An 18,324-nucleotide genomic window follows, 5' to 3' on the forward strand; every position below is an offset into this window, starting at 1 on the left:
TCCCTCACGTCCGGTCGGGGTTCTGCACCGTCGGGTTCTGCACCATCGGTGCCTGGCCGAAGTAGTGGCCGGCGCCGGCGGCCAGGGCGGTCAGCGGGTCGGACGGGCCGTCGAGCAGGCCGGCGTCGACGAGTGCCGCGCACACCTGGTCGCGCCCGGTGCGTGCGCCGCCCCGGTCGGTCTGTCCGATCCGCCGCACGCAGGTGTCGTCGGGGACGAAGACGTCGTCGAGGTCGGCGGCGGCGGGGGAGGAGGGCAGCGGGGCGAGGCCGGGCGGGATCTCGTCGGCGGAGTACTCGCTGAGCGGGAACACCCCGCGGGAGTCGGCGAGTCGGGGCCGGGGCGCGCGGACGTCCCAGCCGACCGGGCGGTCCGCGAGGACCTCGGCGCTGGGGGTGGTCGGGGTGTGGCTGAAGGGCGTCGGCGGGGCGCCCCACAGGGCGGCGGGCAGGTGGTGGGTGCGCGGGGTCGTCGTCCAGCCGTCCATCGGGGCGGGCGCGTCCTCGTAGTACAGCGTCAGCCGGTGTTCGCCGACCAGCCCGGTCAGGTCCATGGGCCGTACGTCGATGCCGGGGCCGTCCTCGGCGCGGGGAGCGGACAGCGGGTCCGCGCCGATGCGCAGGTGGCTGGCGGGCACCGCGGACTGGGTGAAGAACCGCAGGTCACGGGCGCGGGCGTACCAGGTCTTGCCGCTGTTGCCCCGGTCGTGGCCGGTGGTGTCCTCGACGGCCCCGTCGATGCCGCCGACCGGCCCGACGGTGACGACGGCGGCGGGTTCCGGCAGCAGGCCGGCGAACTCGCTCCAGCCCAGCGCCTCGGTGTCGGTGCCGGACCGGCCGGGGCCGAAACCGATCGTCTTGGAGAAGCCGATGAAGTGCGCGGTGACCGAGCCGCCCGTCGGCGGCCCCCACAGTTCCAGGTCGGCGCCCACGGACGCGCTGATCGTCTTGTGGATGATCCCGATGTTGATCGTGTAGGACGCGCCGATGCTCACCGAGATCCGGGCGGTGAAGGAGAACGGCCGCCAGGACAGCAGCAGATCGGCCTGGGCGGTGAACCAGGCCTGGAAGTCCCCGGCGTGGAAGGTGACGCTCAGCCGGCCCCCGGCCATCGCGCAGGACGGGGTCACCGCGAGGTAGGCCTGCGCGGTGATCGTCAGATTGCCGCTGACGGCCCAGTCGATGCCGAGTCGTGGCACGTCGGGGTAGCCGGCGGGCTTCTCGAAGGCGGGGTGGTAGCCGCCGAGGGTGACCACGAACTGCCCGGCGTTCGGGTGCGGTCCGAACCACAGGGCGGCGGCGAACCCGCCGGTGAGGTGGCAGTCCGGGGTCAGTACGTACGACACGGGCGCGAGCTGCGCGGCGAGCTCGAAGCTTCCGGCGAGCGGCCGGACCTCCGCCTCCAGGCCCAGTTCGGCGTACACGTACGTCCGGGTCGCGGACTCGGCCGGCATCGGCAGCTGGAGGGTGGCGATGCCGAGGACGGCCAGCGCCAGTTCCCGGCCGAACTCGGCGGCCAGCAGCACCTTGGCGTTGACCACCTCGGCGACCGTGAACTCGATCCCGAGGGCCAGCCAGTACGACCCCTCCTTCGGGGCGATCCACGTGTGCGACGGCCCGCCCGGTACGGCGGGTTCGCGCCCCTCCAGGACGTCCAGGACGTCGGAGGGCCGTTTGGCGGCGTCGGGGCCCTGCTTGTTCAGGGTCAGCAGCGGGAACCCGGTCACCTCCCGCGCGGTCGGCAGGGTCAGTTCCCGGTTGAAGCCGAACCCGGCCATCAGCCCCGTGACCAGCAGCGGCGGCGGCCCCCCGAGCGGTGCCTCCAGCTGGCCGAACAGGAACAGCGACGGCCAGCCGTCCGCCAGTTGGGCGTACGAGCCGATGGCGGCCAGCGAGAACTCGGGCACGGCGATGGTCGCCGTCCCGTCGAACTGGAAGAGCACGTCCTTGCCCAGCCGGCCGGGCGGGATGCGCAGCAGCGCGCCCGCGACCTGCACCGGGGGAGCGGTGTACCCCACGCCGACGCCGTCGAGCTGGAAGACGGGGGCGAAGTGGTCCAGGGCCGAGCCGACGGCCAGGCCGTCCAGCGAGAGGGACAGCGGACCCAGGGTGACCCCCGCGTCCAGGGCGAACAGCAGCGCGTTGTTCTGGTAGACCACCCCCACCCGGTTGATCTGCACCACGCCCAGCTGCTTCTGCACCCGCACCCACACGGCGGTGGAGGCCGGGCCGCCGGACGGAGCGGGCGTGGCGGGCGTGGCAGGTGTGGCGGGCGTGTTCGGTGTCGTCGGCTGCCCGGCCGATCCAGCCCCGCCGGTCCCCGCCGAGGGCACCCCGAGGGCGACCGGGACGGTGTCCTTCCCGATCCGCAGCTCCGCCAGGGCCCCCACCCCGGCCTTCAGCCCCGCCTCCGGCAGCGGCATGACCTGCGCCTGCCCGAGCAGCGCGTTCACCGCGGCGGTCGTCTCCTTGTCGAAGACGTCGGAGCTGTACAGGACCTGGAGGTTGCGCACCGCCAGGTCGCCGCCCGCGCCCGCGAGGAACCCGCCGACCAGGGGGAGGTGGGTGAGGTCGAAGTCCGCCGAGAGGTCCACGCCGACGCAGAACCGCGCCGGGCCGCCCGGCGGCGCGACCCGGACGAACTTGGCGTCCTTGAGGTCGATCCGCAGGCTGTCGGGCACGTCGTCGGCCAGGGCGGGGGAGAAGTGCGCCACCCAGTCCCGCAGCGCGATCTCGGTGCCCTCACCCGGGCTGCGGTAGGTGGCGGCCAGGACGTCGGTGCCGGACTTCCGGGCGCCTGACTTCCTGGTGTCGAAGGCGACGTCGAAGGTGAAGCCGTCGATGTCCAGGACGCCGCTGTACCGCGCCCCGGAGTCGTCCCGGGTGATCCTCGCCTCCAGCGTGGCCGTCACGCCTTGCGCGATCGTGACCTCTCCCCGGCAGACGAAGTCGAGGGTGCCGGTGCCGGTGGTGTGCGACAGCCACAGCGCGGTGAGCTCCATCGCCTTGAGCGGCTCCGGCGCGTCGGGCAGGTGCAGGGCGTCGAGGACGTCCGCCATGCGCAGCGCCTCACCCGGCTCCAGGCCGCCGCCGAAGGTCCAGCCGCCCTTGTCGTCGGCGGCCTTCGCGGCCGAGACCTCGATGTCGAGGGAGGAGCCGATCGTCGCCGTGCCCGCGATGCGGGCGGTGAGCCCCTGGAGGGCGTCCTGGTACACGGACAGGCTCAGGGAGGTGACGGTGAAGGGGCCGGGCGACCAGTCGCCGGTGGCCTTCGCGTGCAGGAGGTACCAGTCCCCGAGCCGGGCTCCGAAGGACAGCTCGCCGACGGCGGCGGACTCGGGCACCTCTCCGGCGGGGATGCCGAACGACTCCAGCAGCGAGCGGACTTCGACCGGCTTTCCGTCCCGCAGCCTGCCGGTGACGCCCAGATCGGCGGGCCGCAGGGCGACCTCCAGGGGGAGCCCCTTGACGTCGAGGTCGGCGACGACGGCGACGGAGGTCACCTGGTAGTGGGCCGGCTCGCCCCGTCCCGTCCTGACCAGGCGGTAGTCGAAGCCCGCGACGTCCCCGGGATCGAATCCGAAGGCGCGCAGCCCCTCCCGCGCGGTCGGCCACAGGTCGCCGCCGAAACGGTTGCCCAGCTCGTCCAGCGCGCGGGCGAACCCGCCCCGCCGCCGCGGCCGCACGGCGGCGGTCAGCCACCCGACGTCGTCCACGGCCAGCGTCGACTCCACCTCGACGCCGTCGAACGTGCCGCCCAGCGCCACGGTGGCCGCGCCCTGGGCGGTGACGGTCACCGTCACCGTCTTCACCGCCATGGCCACGAGCGACCCGGCGGGCCAGGCGGCGGACTCCCAGTCGAGAGGGAGCGTCAGCTTCGTGCGCCCCGCGTCCACTTCGGGCCGTCCGCTGCCGGCCGCACCACGGCACGTGCCGTCCGGGAACGCCGCCAGGACGGTGCGCAGCCGCTCGGGAAGCGCGGCGTCGTCGGCGCGCAGCGCCGGCGGATCCCCCAGGCCCGCCAGGTGCGCCTTCAGGGCGTCAAGGTCCACTGGAATCCCCCCTCCTGGAATCACGACTTTATTCTGAATTTCGGCTTCGGGTTCTTCGGCTGCTTCTTCTGTTTTCCCGGAGCTGCCGAATCCTGCACCCAGTGGACTTCGTCGAATTCCATGTAGCGGGGGCGGGAGGCCACCACTGCCAATGTGCCGTAGGCTTCTTCGGTCATTTTTCCGCTGATCTTCTCGTTGATGAGGGAAAGTTTCTCGAAGAGGGTTCCGTTCAGGTCCTTGGCGGACGAGAAGATCGGTCTGGCCCCTGTCTCGAAATTCTCGCCGGGATCGTCGGTGCGCTCCTTGGGACCGATGAAGAGGTTCCCGGGAAGCCAGGTGTAGACCTCGCAGAAGCTGTCCCAGCCTTCGGGGCGGCTCTGGCTGCCGGAATCGTGGGTGACCGAACCATCCATGATGTCCGCGCAGAGTTGGCGGACGTGCTGGATGTCATCCTGCACGAGCGACAGGCCGCCGTACACGCGATAGAAGACAAGGTAGTTCATGAGTGCTTTGAGCAGCTTGCCCGCTTTTTCGCCGTGATCGCCGTTCCACAGGCCCCGGAGCTGGTTGTAGGGCACGACGTGATGGCGGGCCATGTCGGCGCTCTCGCAGATCCCCGTTCCGCGGAGGGCGGCCCTGTACGGAGAGCCCGGTCTGGCCTTCTCCATCTCCAGGTTGTAACCGACCACAGCCTGAGCACCTCCATCCCCGGCCGGACGCGTCCGCCTCTGTCAGCCCTGCCGTGTCGTCACAGGCTCACGGCCGCGTGGCGGCCCGCGCAACCACGCCTCCGGGCGCGGAGACCTTTTCGGACAGCCGCCGCGCGGAGGCGCGGGCGCCCGTCCCGCCGCAGCCGGGGACCGGGCCGGCCACGGGGCGCAGCGGGGCGACCAGGTCGAACACTCTCTCGAAGGCCGGTGGCGGGCGGGAGCGGCGCCGGTCGCGGCGGTCGAGTCGGTGGCGGCCGGTCGGCCTGGGCGCGGCGCGCCGGATGACCTGATTCCGCCGGGGCGCGCGGGCACGGAGGCGGCCGCACCTCGCGCATTCGTATGCGAAGTACGCCGGGTGCCCAGCGGCCATCACCCCGCCGGGTTAACCGGCCCCGGGGAGATGTGTGTGGTGAGGTCCGACGTGAGACCGTCGCCGGGAACCCGCCGCTGCCGCAAAAGAGTCCACGCTGCGGGAAACGCAACGATCCTGAGCCCAGGAGCCCCCATGCCTTCCCATCCCCTGTACGGCTGGGCGGTCGTCAGGCACGAAGAGATCCGCCGACTCCGCATCAACCACGACGGAGGGGGCGAAACCCCCTTCGGATTCAAGTGGCCCATGCCGTACGGGCGGTCCGTCCGGTACGACCACACGAACGACCTCACGTACTTCCAGACCCTGGACCCCTCCAACGGCATCCGCAAGGTCTACGAGGTGTCCCCGAGCCCTGCGGACCCCCGACCCGGCCGCTACCTCCAGGCCGACGGCAAGACCTTCGGCGCGGTTGCGTTCGGCCCTGCGACCGGAGGCCCTCCCCTTTTGTACGGAGCCGATCCCGAAACCTCCCTGCTGTACGAGTTCGGAGCGCCTGCGGGCAAGGGGGCGGACCTGAGCCGGAACGACAAGTGGACCGCCTTCCACGTCCTCGAAGGCTGGGAGGTCTGGCAGCGGGACCAGATCGCGGACCTCGCGCTCTACGCGCTCAAGGGCAGCAGCGGCGAGCCCACGCTGACCGCTTTCGTCCTCTCCGGCCCCAGCGCTCAGGAGCCGCACACGACCCATCTCCTCATCAAGTCCCTCCGCCTGGAGGGCCCTGCACCCGTGGTGCTGGAGTGCCCCACGCACGCCCGGGTCGTGGGCATGGACCCCCACCAGAGCTACGCGTGGCTGAGCGGAGAGAGGTCGGAACTGTGCCGGGTCTACCTGGACGGCACGTCCACGGTGGAGCCGTTGAAGCACCGGTGCTCCACTCCGGCGGTGTTCGCCCGGGCCCGCGACGCGGTCTGGGCGGTCTTCCTGGACGACGCCACCCTGCGCGGCGTCGACGTGACCGACCCCCGTAAGTCCTTCACCATCGCCGCTCCGAACGAGGGGGCCTGGGGCAGGGCGCTCATCGGTGGTACCGGAGGCGACCTGGTGTGGACCCTGCAAGGGACCGAGAACGGCATCTGCCAGTACGAGTGGGACCTCACCGAAAGAACGTGCGTGGACCTCGGCCCGCTCTCCTTCCCGTTCCCGTCCGACGGGGAGCTCCTCGACGGCCTCGACGACCAGTGACCGACAGCAGCGCCCGACCCGGTTCTCCGCCCGGAGACGGTCCATCACGACATAGGGACGACATGGCCGACCTGGTTCCCACCGCCTGCGCCGCACTGCGCCGCCGCAGCGGCGAGGTGGGCGCACCCGCCACCTACTGGTTCTTCGGCGACGTGGTACGGATCGTCGCCCAGTGCGAACCCGGCGGGCGCTGCCCGACACCGGGGGCGCCGATCTGGAGCTGGACCAACCAGGACGGCCAGTCCTACCCCTTCCCCGCCGACGCCACCTCCTACGGAACGTTGTGGAGGAGCCTCGCCGGCGCCCTGGGCCCGGGTGGGCCGCAGGCCCTCTACACCACGGCCGACCGTACCCTGCTCCATGCGATCCTCCGGGGTGAATGGCCCGACGACCCCGTCCGGGTGGCCTCTTTCGACCCGGAGGCCGAGGGCCTGATGAACCCCGAACAGCCATGGGAACCACATGAGTTGACCAGGTCAGGAGTGTCGGCTTCGATGCTGTCGGCAGCCTGCGCGGTGGACCTGTCCCCGGCCGTCCTGCTCTTCGGCCAGGTCGACTCGGGGCCGGTCCACTGGCGCTGGGACCCGCACCTGAAGGAGGTCTCGGGGCCGTCGCCGCTGCCGGCGGGGGTGAAGGGCCCGGTGACGGCCGCCTTCCTCGGCTACGACACGGCCGAGGTCGACCACGGCGCGTCGAAGGTCTCCCGGAGGATCACGCGCCTCTACTCCGGTGCCGAGGAGCAGGCGTTCGTGGTCACCGAGTCCGCCACGGGCTTCGCGTTCCACGAAGTCCCGTCCGCGGCGCCGTTCCTGAAGCAGTTGACGGAGCACGTGAAGCAGCCGTAGCGGCCCGTAACGGTCGGCCGGGGCGAGCAGGTCGGGGCGAGCAGGTCGAGGCGCGTGAGTCGAGGCGCGTGAGGAGAAGGGTGATGGCCGAGGACGAGCTGCCGGTCGAGTGGGTGCCGGCGTTGACGTCAGCCGCGCTGCGGCTGGAGATCCCCACCGGCTCGGGTTCCGACGGCGCGGACGCGGGTGCGGGCGTGGGCCTCGGGCTGGCGTTCGCGGGCACCGAGGCCGGGCGCGCCTGGTCGGTACGGGTGGCGTCGGCGGCGCCGGAGAAGCGGCGGGTGACGATGCTGCTGGCGGGGGTGACACCGGAGCTGGGCCTGGTGAACCTGCCGCTGGTGGGGCGCCTGGTGCCCGCGGGCGCGGGCAGGCTGAGCGGGCTGGTACTGGCCGCCCGTTCGACGGCGACGCAGGAGGAGGTGCGGGCGAGCCGGGGCCGACTGGACGAGCTTCTGAAGGCCGTCGGGCATGCGGTGCCGCCCCCGTTGCCGCAGAACGTGCTGGTGCCGACGCCGGCGGCGCTGGGTCTGGAGATCGAGCCGCTGGGCAGCAGCGACCCGCTCCCGCTCTGGATCCCGCTGGGCGGGAGTCCCGAGCCCGGCCCCAGGCCCGGCCCCGGCCCCGAGCGGGCGGTCGTGGGCGCGGACGGCCCCGGGATCGGGGACGGCGGCGGCGGAGGCGGCGGCACCGCGGTCACCGCCTGGGTGACCGTGGACCGGACGCTCGGCCCGCTGCGGGTGCGGCGCGCCGGCGTGCGGTACCTGGCCGGTCCTCCGCGCGGGCTGGCGATCCTGCTCGACGCCTCGCTCGCGGCCGGGGGGATCGTCTTCGAGACCACCGGCCTGGGCGCGACCGTGGAGTGGGAGCGGGGCAAGCCCCCCGCGGTGTCCGGCACCCTGGACGGCCTGGCCCTGTCCTACACCGCCGGCACCCTTCGGGCCTCGGGCGCGCTGGTCCGCGATCCGGCTCCGGATCCGCACACGGACGCGACCCTGCTGGTGGCCGGGCAGCTGGCCGTCACCACCACGGCCCTGTCGTTCAGCGCCGCCGGGATGTACGCCGAACTGAAGCACGGCGGCCCGTCGGTGTTCGTCATCGCCTCCCTCACCGGCCTCCAGGTGCCGCTGGGGCCGGTGGTGCTGACCGGCCTGACGGGCGGGTTCGGCTACAACGCCCGCCTGGCCATGCCCACCGACCCGCTGAAGGTCCCGGAGCACCTGCTGCTGTCCCCCGGGAAGCTCCCGATCGACCAGGGGCCGCTGCCGGTGCTGAAGGCGCTGGGGGACACGGTGCGCCCGGAGTCCGGGGCGATGTGGATCGCGGCGGGTGCCACCTTCCAGGTGTTCAAGCTCGTGGACGCGGTCGCGGTCCTGGCGGTGCAGGCCACCCCCGGCGATGTCACGGTGGCCCTGCTGGCCTCGGCCACCGCGCGGTTCCCCGCCGCTCCCAAGACGCCCTGCGCCGTGGCGACGCTGGGCCTGGAGGCGACGTACCGGACGTCCACCGGCGAGATCCGGGTCGAGGCCGCGCTGGACCCGGACCGCTCCTACCTCCTGGACCCCTCCTGCCGGTTGCAGGGCGGCTTCGCGCTGTGCGTGTGGACCGGCCCCGCGCACGCCGGGGACTTCGTCGTGACGCTCGGCGGCTACCACCCCGCCTACACGAAGCCCTCCCACTACCCGGAGGTGCAGCGGCTGGGCCTGCACTGGCAGACGGGCCCGGCGACGCTGACCGGCGAGTGCTACGCGGCGGTCACCCCGTCGATGGCGATGGTCGGCGGCCGCCTGGAGGTGTCGGCGACGGTCGCGAGCGTACGGGCCTGGCTGGAGGCGCACGTGGACGCCGCGGTCCAGTGGGAGCCCTTCGCGTACGACGTGAACCTCGGCGTCCGCGTCGGCGTCGACTTCGACTTCCTGGGCCACCACAGCCTGGAGATCGGCGCCGACCTCCACGTGTGGGGACCGCCGACGGCGGGGACGGCGACGGTGCACCTTCCGCTGGTCCCCGACATCACCGTGCGCTTCGGCTCCCGGTCCGCCTCCACACCGGAAGAGCTCGACTGGCCCGCCTTCCACGACCGGGTCCTGGCCAAGCGTGCCCCCCAGGTCCAGGCCACCCGGGGCCTGCTGCCCGCGCCCACCGCCGGGCCGGCCACGGACGACTCGCCGCTGCGGGTGGCCACGGACGCGTTCGCCCTGGCCGTGACCACGCCCCTGCCGTGCACCACCCTGCGACTGGACTACGACGGGGCTCCCGACGTCGTCCCGGGCGGCCGCGGAGCGAAGGTCGACGTGCGGCCCATGCGCGTCTCCCAGGCTGATCTGACGTGCGAGGTCGCGGTGGTGCGCGGCCGCACCGGCGACAGCCGAGTCGACCTCAAGGGCTGGTCCGCCGCGGCCACCCGCTCCCGCCTCCCGGCCAGTGCCTTCGGTCCGGTCCTCAAGAAGGGCGAGAACCCCTCGCCCTACGGCGGCGACGACGAGCAGGTGGACGCCGTCACGGGGCTGACGCTGGCCACCCCCGACGCGCCGCCGGTCGACGCGCTGGGTCCGTTGCGGCGCGGCGTGCTCGACAGCGAGGCCGGGAAGAGTGGGCGGATCCCCGGCCGGGCCGACTCCCCGGAGCACGCCGCCGCCCCGTCGACCCGCGACGCGCTGGCCGAAGCCGCCCGTGCGGGGACGAAGAACCGAGCCGACCTCGTCGCCGCCTGGGCCGCCTGGTTCCCGCCCGTCGACGACGGCACCCTGCCCACCGCCGCGGTCGCCGGCCTGGACGGCTACCTGGACCGCCTGTGGTCCGTCACCGACGCCGAGCCCCTCCTCGTCCAATGAACGGAAACCCTCCCCGTCATGTCCACCCCCACCGCCGCCGCCACCGCCCGGATCACGCTCGGCAGCAGCCACCGGCACGCCCTGGAGCCCGGCGAGTACCGCGTCGAGGTCACCCACACCACCCCTGACGGCAGTTCGCTGCTGAAGGCGAGCCGGGCACTGCTGGTGGGGGCGCCCCGGTTCACCTGCACGGCCGCCGACGTCCTCGCGGTGCACCCGGCGCCCGGCGCGTCCGGGGACTTCTCCCTGACCCTGCCGCACGCGACCCTGACCTCGGCCGTCCTGCCCTGGGCCCGCACCGCGAGCCCGCCCGTCGAGGGCCGCGCCGTCCCCTGGATCGCGTTGCTGGTCCTCACCGCCGCCGACACCCCCCACCCCGCCGACCCCGGCACGGTGGCGCTGACCCCCCGTACCGTCGGCTCCCTGCTGACACCCGAGACCGGCGTGGTCACGCCGCTGCTGCCGGACGTCACCACGGAGGAGGGGAAGCAGCTCTGCCACAGCGTCGACGTCACGGTGCGGGCCGCCCGCGCTCTGCTGCCCACCATCGCCGAGCTGCCCTGGCTGACCCACTCCCGCACCGTCGCCGCGAACGACGGCGGCCCCGGCGGTGACGACCCGGACTGGGCGAAGGGCTGCCACAGCGTGGTCACCGCCAACCGCCTCCCCCGCACCGCCGGCGCCTACACCGCCGTCCTGGTCTCGCTCGAAGGCCTCCAGGGCTACGACCTGATGGGCGGCCCCGACGCCGTCCCGGACGGCGCCACCGCGGTGCGGATGGCGGCCCTGTGGTCGTGGACCTTCCAGGCACAGAGCCCCACCAGCGACCCCCACACCTCGTTCTTCACCCTGGCCGACCGGCTGGCCGAGGACAGCCGGCGCGACGAGGGACGCCTGCGGCTGCCGGCCCCGCCCCACAGGCCCGCCAACGCGGCGCAGCGGCACACGGTGGACCGCCTCGCGGCCGGCGCGGTGCCGGTGACCTGGCGGCTGCCCACCGGCGAGCCCACCCCGGCCTGGTACCGCGGGCCCTTCACCCCGCTGGCCGTGCCCGCCGTGGCCGCGTTGGCCACGGCCGCCGACGCGGACGCCGCCACCGCCTTCTGGAAGGACCCGGGCGTCCATGACATCGGCTACGCGGCGGCGTTCACCCTCGGGCAGCTGCTGGCGCTGGCCGACCCCCACCTGAAGGCGGCCCAGCACACCGTGCGCCGGGACGCGCTGACCGCGGTCCACGACAGCCTGCGCCGGATCCGGACCCCTCGGCCCTCCGGTGACGGGCCGGCGCGGTACGGGGCACGGCCGGGCAGCCTGCGCGGCGATCTGGAGGCGACCGTCGCCGAGAGGACGACCATCACCGCGATCGGTGAGAACCTCGGCAGGCCGTGGTCCGACCGGGACGCCCCGTCCGGCCCGGGCAGTCCCGGGTTCGGCCCGCGCGAGGTGATCGCCGCCCTCGTCGACGGCGCCCGCTCCCAGTCCCACGCGAAGGAGTTCGAGGAGGTGGTCCGTACCGCGGCCGCCGCCGTCGCCGCCGTCGTCGACAGCCACGCCCCCGCCCTGCGCGAGCTGCTGGAGGGCCCCGGCCTGCTGAAGCGGATCCCGTTCCACCACCTCGTACCGCACGAGGCGCTCCTGCCGCAGCACAGCGCCCGCTTCTTCCAGGTCGACGCCCAGTGGCTCGCCACCGTCCGCACCGGAGCCCACCACGCCGGCACCGTCACCGCTCTGGACGGTCACCTGGGCCGGCTGTGTACCGGCCGGGCGCGTTCCCTGACCCGGGATCCGGAGGCCGGCTGTCTGATCCGCTCCCCGCTGATCGCCGCCTGGCCGGACCTGATCGTCGAGGCCTTCGACGCGAAGGGCTCCCCGGTGGCCGTCGACGTCTCACGACCCCTGCCGGAGGTCCTGATGCTGCTGTTCGTCTCGGGCCTGCCGGCCACCCTGGTGCTGCGGGAGCCGCCCCACGGCCTGACCATGGCCCTGGACGCCCGGGACGAGAACGGCTGCTACCGGCTGATCTTCCGTGCGCCCCGGGACATGGCCGGGGCGGACGCACCCGTCAAGGCCGGCGAGTCCACGGGCTGGGAGATCCAGGACATCCCCGCCCGCGCCGCGGCGCCCGAGGTGCTGCACGTGGTGTCCACCGGCACGGAGAAGAGCCTGGTCGGACAGCTCAGGGCGATGTACCGGGCGCACGAGCTCGGGGAGCCGACGCCGGCGGACCTCGCGCTGCAACTGCTCAACAGCGCCGGCCATCTGACGTTCCAGACGGAGTGACGCGAGGGCGTGCGGGGGCGTGTGGCCGCCGTGAGCCGCGCCCGCGGCCTCCCCGCGCCCCCGGACCGACGCCCATCCCCACCACCGAGGCGAACCCGTGACCGATCCCACCACCATCCTGGCCTCCATGCGCGTGGACGCCCTGCTCGTGAACACCTGGCTCAAGGGCAGCGGCCAGCGCCTCTACGGCCGGCCGCCGTCCTTCGGCGACTTCGAGGACCCCGAACCCCGGCCGCTGCTCCACGACTCGGAGCCCCCCGAGGTCGGGGTCCGCCTCCACTGGCACGTGCCCCGCGCCTTCGGCGGGATCCGGCTCGACGCCCGCCCCGGCGATCCTTCCGACGCCGCCGTCCCGCACGCCCCCGACCGGTGGCTCGTCGTGCGCTACCACCACCCCGCCGACCGGGCCGCGACGCAGGCGCCCGACGTGGCCGGCTGGCTGGTGCAGAGCGACTACCAGTCGGAGGACCCGGGGAAGGCCACCTCCCCGATCGGCCCCGGGAAGTGGCTCGGCCGCAGGATCGACCTGTCCGCGCGCGACTGGCGGGATCCCGACCCCGTCACCGACCCCTTCACCCCGTTGACGGTGCTGGGGCCGGGCCTGGCCACCTTCGCGACGTTCCAGCCCTACTGTCGTGACGTGTTCTCCCTGCACGACCCCCTCACCGGCCCCGTGGCGGGGGACGCCGCCGGCACGCTCGCGCCGGGGCTGCTCGGCTACCTGGTCGTCGGCTGGCACGGCGACGCCGCCCACGACCTCACCGCGCCCGACGAGGTGCGCGCAGTCCTGGACTTCCACGGGTACCCCGTCCCCGACGCCCCCCACGAACGGCTCACCCGGGTGCTGGCCCACCACGGCTACCGCGGGGACGGCCTCGCCACCGGCACCGCCCGCGTCCTGTGCCACGGCCTGGTCCTCGGCCTGACCTGGGACGACAAGCCGTACGACGGTGCCCGCCCGGTGAACACCGAGCAGCAGGTGCGCGTCGCCGTCGGCCACGACATGGCCGACGCCCTCGACACCCTGGTGGAGAACAGCCTGCCCGACGTTCCCGAGCGCCGGGCCCACGCCGACGCCCTGCGGGCCTTCCACACCGGCCGGCTGGACCTCGCCGACCATGCTGTCCCCACCGCCGGCCTGGACCTCGCCGGGGCCCGGCGGGCCGTACTGGACACCGCGCACCACCGCGACCGGTTTCGTGCGATGCCCTCCGGACAGCGGTGGCTGATCAGCACCGACGGCGCCGCCTCCGACCCGAGCCGCACACCGCTGCTGGACGCCCTCAACGCCGCCCAGCGGTCCGAGGACCTGGCCCAGGGCCGTCTCGACGCCGCCCGCCGCCGCTTCCTCGACCTCTGGTGGCTCGCCGCCCGCGCCAAGGCCGACAAAGAGGCCTACCCTCCCGCCGACTTCGCGGCCAAGGCCGAGGAAGCGGCCGGCCGGGCCCGCACCGCCCTCGCGGCCGCCCAGCGCGACGCCGACGACGCCACCGCGGCCCGCCAGAGCGCGCAGCAGGCACTCACCGCCCGACTCGGCACCGACGCCCGCCTGACCAGCGCCCCCACCGAACCGTTCTGGAAGGCCGTCGACCCCGGCGTCGTCATCCGCGGCGCCCGCTACCCCGCCGACCGGCCCCTGCGCGACGGCGACGACACCGCCGCGCGTACCTGGCGCCACACCGGCGACATCGTCACCAAGGCCTCAGCCGGCCAGGACACCTTCACCGCCCCGGCCGAGCCGCCCGCCCCGCCGCACCTGGACTGGGCCGTCGCCACCGCCCCCGACACCGACGCCGTCCGCGCGCTGATCGGCGAGCTGTACGTGCTGCACGGCGCCGTCCGCTCCCTGCGTCCCGCCCCGGGCAGGACCCTCGACGCCCTCCTCGCCGACCGGTCCCTGACCCTCGACCGCACGTCCGGGCCCGTCCACGCCGCCGTCTGGGACCAGCCCTGGACACCGCTGGCCGCCCACTGGGTCGTCCGGGGGCACCCCCTGGACTTCTCCCGGGGAGCCACGGCGTACTGGGCCTTCGACGGCGACCGCCGCACCCTCGCCCCCGCCGCGAAGGAGTACGTCACCGAGCTCGGCGACGACGAACCGGCCTACTTCGCCCTGCGCGGCCGCTCCCCGCTGGGCCCGGTGCCGCTGTTCACGCTCCGGCGCCGCATCGACGCCCACCTCGCCGCCTTCCCCCGGACCGACGCCAGCGCGGACGCCTTCACCGCGTTCCAGGACCAGGTCTCCGGCTGGGACCTGGCCTCGCTCACCCTCGGCGGCGTGCACGCCGCCCTCAACCGGCGCAAGAGCGCCGTCCCACCCGCCGTCCCGCCCGCCGTCCCGCCCGCCGGCCGACCCGGCAGCCCCGCCGACCCGGCCGCCACCTGGCCCGACCCCGACCCGGAATTCGGTTCCTACCAGCACGTCCACGCCGTCCACCTGCGCCTCCAGGACCTGGTCCTCGTCGACACCTTCGGACGGTCCGTCACCGTCGTGGAGCACGGCGGCAAGGTGAGCGGCGACAGCAACTACCCCATCGGCCGCGCCCGCAGCGTGGTGCCCCCCTTCACTGTCACCGACTCCAACGCCCGGCGCTTCGTCCAGCTCCCGCCGCGCCTGCCGCGCCCGGCCCGGCTGCGCCTGACCGCGCTGGACGCCGCCGTCCCCTTCCCGCCCGCCGCCGGCCGATCCGCCCCGGCCGCGGCCGGCGCCACGCCCGTCGTGGGCTGGCTCGTGGTCCGCGGCACCGGCGACGCCGCCCGCCTCACCCTCGACGTCTACGCCCCCGACGGCACCCCGCTGGGCACCCTGCGCCGCGCCGGGCCGACGGACCGGCCGGACCGCCACGCCGTCACCTGGCGCGCCCTGCCCGACTCGCCCCACCTCACCCCCGAGGACGTCCACGGCCAGAAGTTCGACGTCCACGGCCCGCTCGCGCCGTTCGTCCGCTCCCTCCTGGACAGCGCCCCCGACACCATCGCCGCCAAGGGAACCGGGGGAAGCGACAAGCCCCGGCGACTGGCCGACCTCGCCGCCGTCCTGGACGCCGCGCTCTCGCTCACCCACCCCCGGCCGCCCCACGACACCGGCGTCGCGCTCACCGCCGGCCGCCTGATCGCCCTGGTCCACCTGCGCCTCCACCTGGAGACCGACGGACCGCCGACCACGGACCCCACCGGCTGGACCAAGGCCCTGGAGGAGCCGGCCGACCCCCAAGCGGACAACCGCGCCTGGCCCGTGCGCCTGGGCACCGCCGCCGACCTGCGATGCGGCCTGATCGGCTACTACCGGGCCGCCGACTGCGCCACCCTGCACACCGACCACGCCCCGGCCACACCGCGGAGCACGTCCTACACCCGCCCCATCGGCACCGGAGACGTCGGCGAGCCCGGCGCCGTCACCGTCACCGCCCACCCGCGCCAGGACGGCGGCGAACCCCCCGGCGCCGCCCACGTCCTGCTCCTCATGGATCCCTACCAGGACGTCCACGCGCACACCGACATCCTCCCGCTCCAGACCCTGCGCATCCCCCGCGCCGACGTCCAGCGGTACACCGACGCCCTGCGCCTGGCCGTCCCCCTCGGCCCCGCCCTCGCCCACGCCCTCGCCACCGACGGCGCCCCGCGCCTGACCCTCCCCGCCCCCGCCCCCGTCGGGACCTGGGACCTCACCCTGCGCACCACCGACCGCGCGAAGCCCTGGCAGCACACCGAGCTGACCACCGGGGACCCCCGCCCCGTCCTCCACCCCACCTTCCCCACCGCCCACAGCGGCCACCTCACCCACACCCGCGAGGCCCCCCGCACATGACCGGCACCGTCACCGTCCATCCCGCCACCCGCCTCACCGGCCCCGGGGACCAGCCCCTGCGGCTGCGGCTGGCCGGCCTGGGAAGCTGCCCCGCGCTGCGCCTGGAGTGGCCCGCCGCCCCCGCCCCGCGCCTCCTGCCCGGGCCCGACACGCACACCCCCACCCCCGGCTGGACCCTGGCCCCCCTGGACACCGGCGGGGTCGAACTGCGCCGCGCGGCCCCGGGATCCGAGGGCAGCGACGACGTCGCCGGGATCGACGTCACCGAGATCGACGTCACCGGCCTGGACGCGGCCGCCGAGACCGGCCGCCTCCCCCTGACCGTCACCGCCCTGGACGCGGACGGCCGCCCCGCCCACACCAGCCGGCACATCCTGTTCATCGACCGGAACCCCGCCATCAAGGACTTCAAGGCGACCGACCTCCAGGTCTCCCGCGACCCGGCCACCGGCACCGGCACCACCACCCTGACCTGGACGGGGCGCACCGGCGGCGGCAGCTACCACCTCTCCGCCAACGGGTCCGCCCCCACGCCCGTGACGGACAGACCGACCGCCGACGGCGTCTACACCCACACCGTCACCGGCCTCACCGAGGACACCGCCTTCGGCCTGCGCTGGGAGGGGGAGAACCCCAGCGCCGACTCCGCCGCCGCCATGGTCCTGGTCAAGGATGGCGACATCAAGGCCGGAAAGCTCTCCGCCGACGGCATCGTCGCCCTCCTCGGCGCGCCCCGGGACTACACCTGCGACGACTTCACCAGCGACGGCGACGCCCGCAGTGCCCAGGCCACCACCGACGGCATCCTGCTGGTCAGCCTCGACGCCGGCAACGCCACCGCCACGAGCGTCAGCACCAACGTCCGCATCCGTCCGTCGCAGGGCAACCCGTACGACCGCACCCTGACCTGCCCCACCACCGCCGACCGGACCTATCAGGCCCACACCCAGCTCCCCGTTCCGGCCGGAGCCACCGTCACCCTGGTCGGCACCACCCCGAAGGCCGATCTGAGGATGTCCTGGATCCCCTTCGGCAAGGGCGCCCTGAAGGGCGCCCCGCAACCCGTCCCGCAACCCGCCCCGCAACCCGCCTCGGACCACCCGTGAGCACCCGCCTGAGCTACGTCGCGCCCACCACGGTCACCGCGGACGCCACGACCACGGTGTGGATCCGCGCCACCAACACCCGGGACGAGCCCGTCACCGTCACCGAGATCGTCCTCCTGGTGCCCCACGGCACGGGTCCCGGACAACTCACCGACGACCGGGCGGCAGAGGTCCAGTGCGACGTCCGCGGCGACCTGACGCCCGCCGACCCCAGGGTCCTCGCCGACCGGAAGGTCCTCCGGCTCGCGTACGGCAGCGAGACCGGCTGCCCGCTCGCCCCGGACGGCTACGTCGACCTGGGGTTCAGAATCCATGTCAACGCGGACGCGGGCCCCCAGGTGACCATCGCGGTGAGCGAACGGACCGCCGGCGTCCCGGCCGCCGACGGCAGCCTGGTCCTTCCCCTCGTCCCCACCGGCGTGGCCATCGGCGGCCTGCGCGCCGAGGCCGCCACCGTCCGGGCCGGAACGGACCCCGTCCACCTGCTGTGGAACGCCAGTACGGACACCGCCGCCTTCGACTACACCCTCACCTACACCACCCCCGCCGGCACGGCGACCGTCCACCCCGCCGGTACCGACACGGTCTGGCCGCCCGACGACACCCTCCGGCTGACCCGCGACACCCTCTTCCGGCTGACCGCCGCCGTCACCCCGAGGAAGGGCCCCCGGACCACCGTCGACATGGGCACCTTCGTCCACGTCTCCCAGCCCGATCTCGCCACCAGCGGCCTCCTCACCGCCGACCGCGAGGTCGAACTCCTCCAACACCGCCGCAACCACGCCGGATACGTCCCCGGCTACTCGTCCTGGTCCGCGGACGGACAGCAGGGCATCGTGGACACGACCCTCCAGGCCGTCACCGACGGCCTCCTGCTCGTCACCGGCACCCTCACCCGCGACGCTCCCGCGGACACGGTCCTGCCCATCACCGTCACCCTCCGGCCCACGGGCCAGCGCATCGAGGTGAGCATCACCGGCGACCGCACCGACGACGTGCTGCTGCCCGTCCGCGCGGGCCAGAGCGTCGGCCTGCACGCCGAACCCACCGCCGATGTCGCCTACAAGGTGGTCCTTCACTGGAGCCCCTTCGGCACCGGCGCGCTCCTGCCCCCGTGACCCGACCGCGTCGTCCCCCC

The 18,324-nt window shown here is 74.3% G+C and carries 9 protein-coding genes; 7 read left to right on the plus strand and 2 right to left on the minus strand.

What is annotated here, in order from left to right:
* Window positions 1–4 precede the first annotated feature (4 nt).
* Both ACFRAR_RS15870 and ACFRAR_RS15875 read right to left on the minus strand, forming a co-directional pair.
* A complete protein-coding gene (locus tag ACFRAR_RS15870) occupies window positions 5–4,051 on the minus strand; it encodes a DUF6603 domain-containing protein (protein WP_380698642.1) in 4,047 nt (1,348 codons plus the stop codon).
* 20 nt (window positions 4,052–4,071) lie between these two features.
* The gene (locus ACFRAR_RS15875) at window positions 4,072–4,740 is read right to left on the minus strand and encodes a hypothetical protein (RefSeq protein ID WP_380698643.1); all 669 of its coding nucleotides are present in this window, start codon (window positions 4,738–4,740) and stop codon (window positions 4,072–4,074) included.
* Window positions 4,741–5,266: 526 nt separating this feature from the next.
* On the opposite strand from ACFRAR_RS15875, the gene ACFRAR_RS15880 reads away from it, so the two are divergent.
* The 7 genes from ACFRAR_RS15880 (at window position 5,267) to ACFRAR_RS15910 (ending at window position 18,304) form a co-directional block, all read left to right on the plus strand.
* Window positions 5,267–6,316, plus strand: coding sequence for a hypothetical protein (locus ACFRAR_RS15880; RefSeq protein WP_380698644.1), 1,050 nt, complete (start codon window positions 5,267–5,269; stop codon window positions 6,314–6,316).
* 62 nt (window positions 6,317–6,378) lie between these two features.
* The gene (locus ACFRAR_RS15885; protein WP_380698645.1) at window positions 6,379–7,161 is read left to right on the plus strand and encodes a hypothetical protein; all 783 of its coding nucleotides are present in this window, start codon (window positions 6,379–6,381) and stop codon (window positions 7,159–7,161) included.
* Between the two features lie 83 nt (window positions 7,162–7,244).
* Window positions 7,245–9,992: a DUF6603 domain-containing protein gene (locus ACFRAR_RS15890; protein ID WP_380698646.1), complete on the plus strand. Its 2,748-nt coding sequence runs from the start codon at window positions 7,245–7,247 to the stop codon at window positions 9,990–9,992.
* Window positions 9,993–10,010: 18 nt separating this feature from the next.
* Entirely contained in the window at window positions 10,011–12,272 is a 2,262-nt protein-coding gene (locus ACFRAR_RS15895; RefSeq protein ID WP_380698647.1) for a hypothetical protein, read from the plus strand.
* A gap of 97 nt (window positions 12,273–12,369) precedes the next feature.
* Window positions 12,370–16,080, plus strand: coding sequence for a hypothetical protein (locus tag ACFRAR_RS15900; protein WP_380698648.1), 3,711 nt, complete (start codon window positions 12,370–12,372; stop codon window positions 16,078–16,080).
* A complete protein-coding gene (locus ACFRAR_RS15905; protein WP_380698649.1) occupies window positions 16,077–17,186 on the plus strand; it encodes a hypothetical protein in 1,110 nt (369 codons plus the stop codon). Before ACFRAR_RS15900 ends, ACFRAR_RS15905 begins: the two co-directional genes overlap by 4 nt.
* Window positions 17,183–18,304, plus strand: coding sequence for a hypothetical protein (locus ACFRAR_RS15910; RefSeq protein WP_380698650.1), 1,122 nt, complete (start codon window positions 17,183–17,185; stop codon window positions 18,302–18,304). Before ACFRAR_RS15905 ends, ACFRAR_RS15910 begins: the two co-directional genes overlap by 4 nt.
* Window positions 18,305–18,324: the final 20 nt, after the last annotated feature.

It is taken from the genome of Kitasatospora sp. NPDC056651 (assembly GCF_042792155.1).
Taxonomy (GTDB): Bacteria; Actinomycetota; Actinomycetes; order Streptomycetales; family Streptomycetaceae; genus Kitasatospora.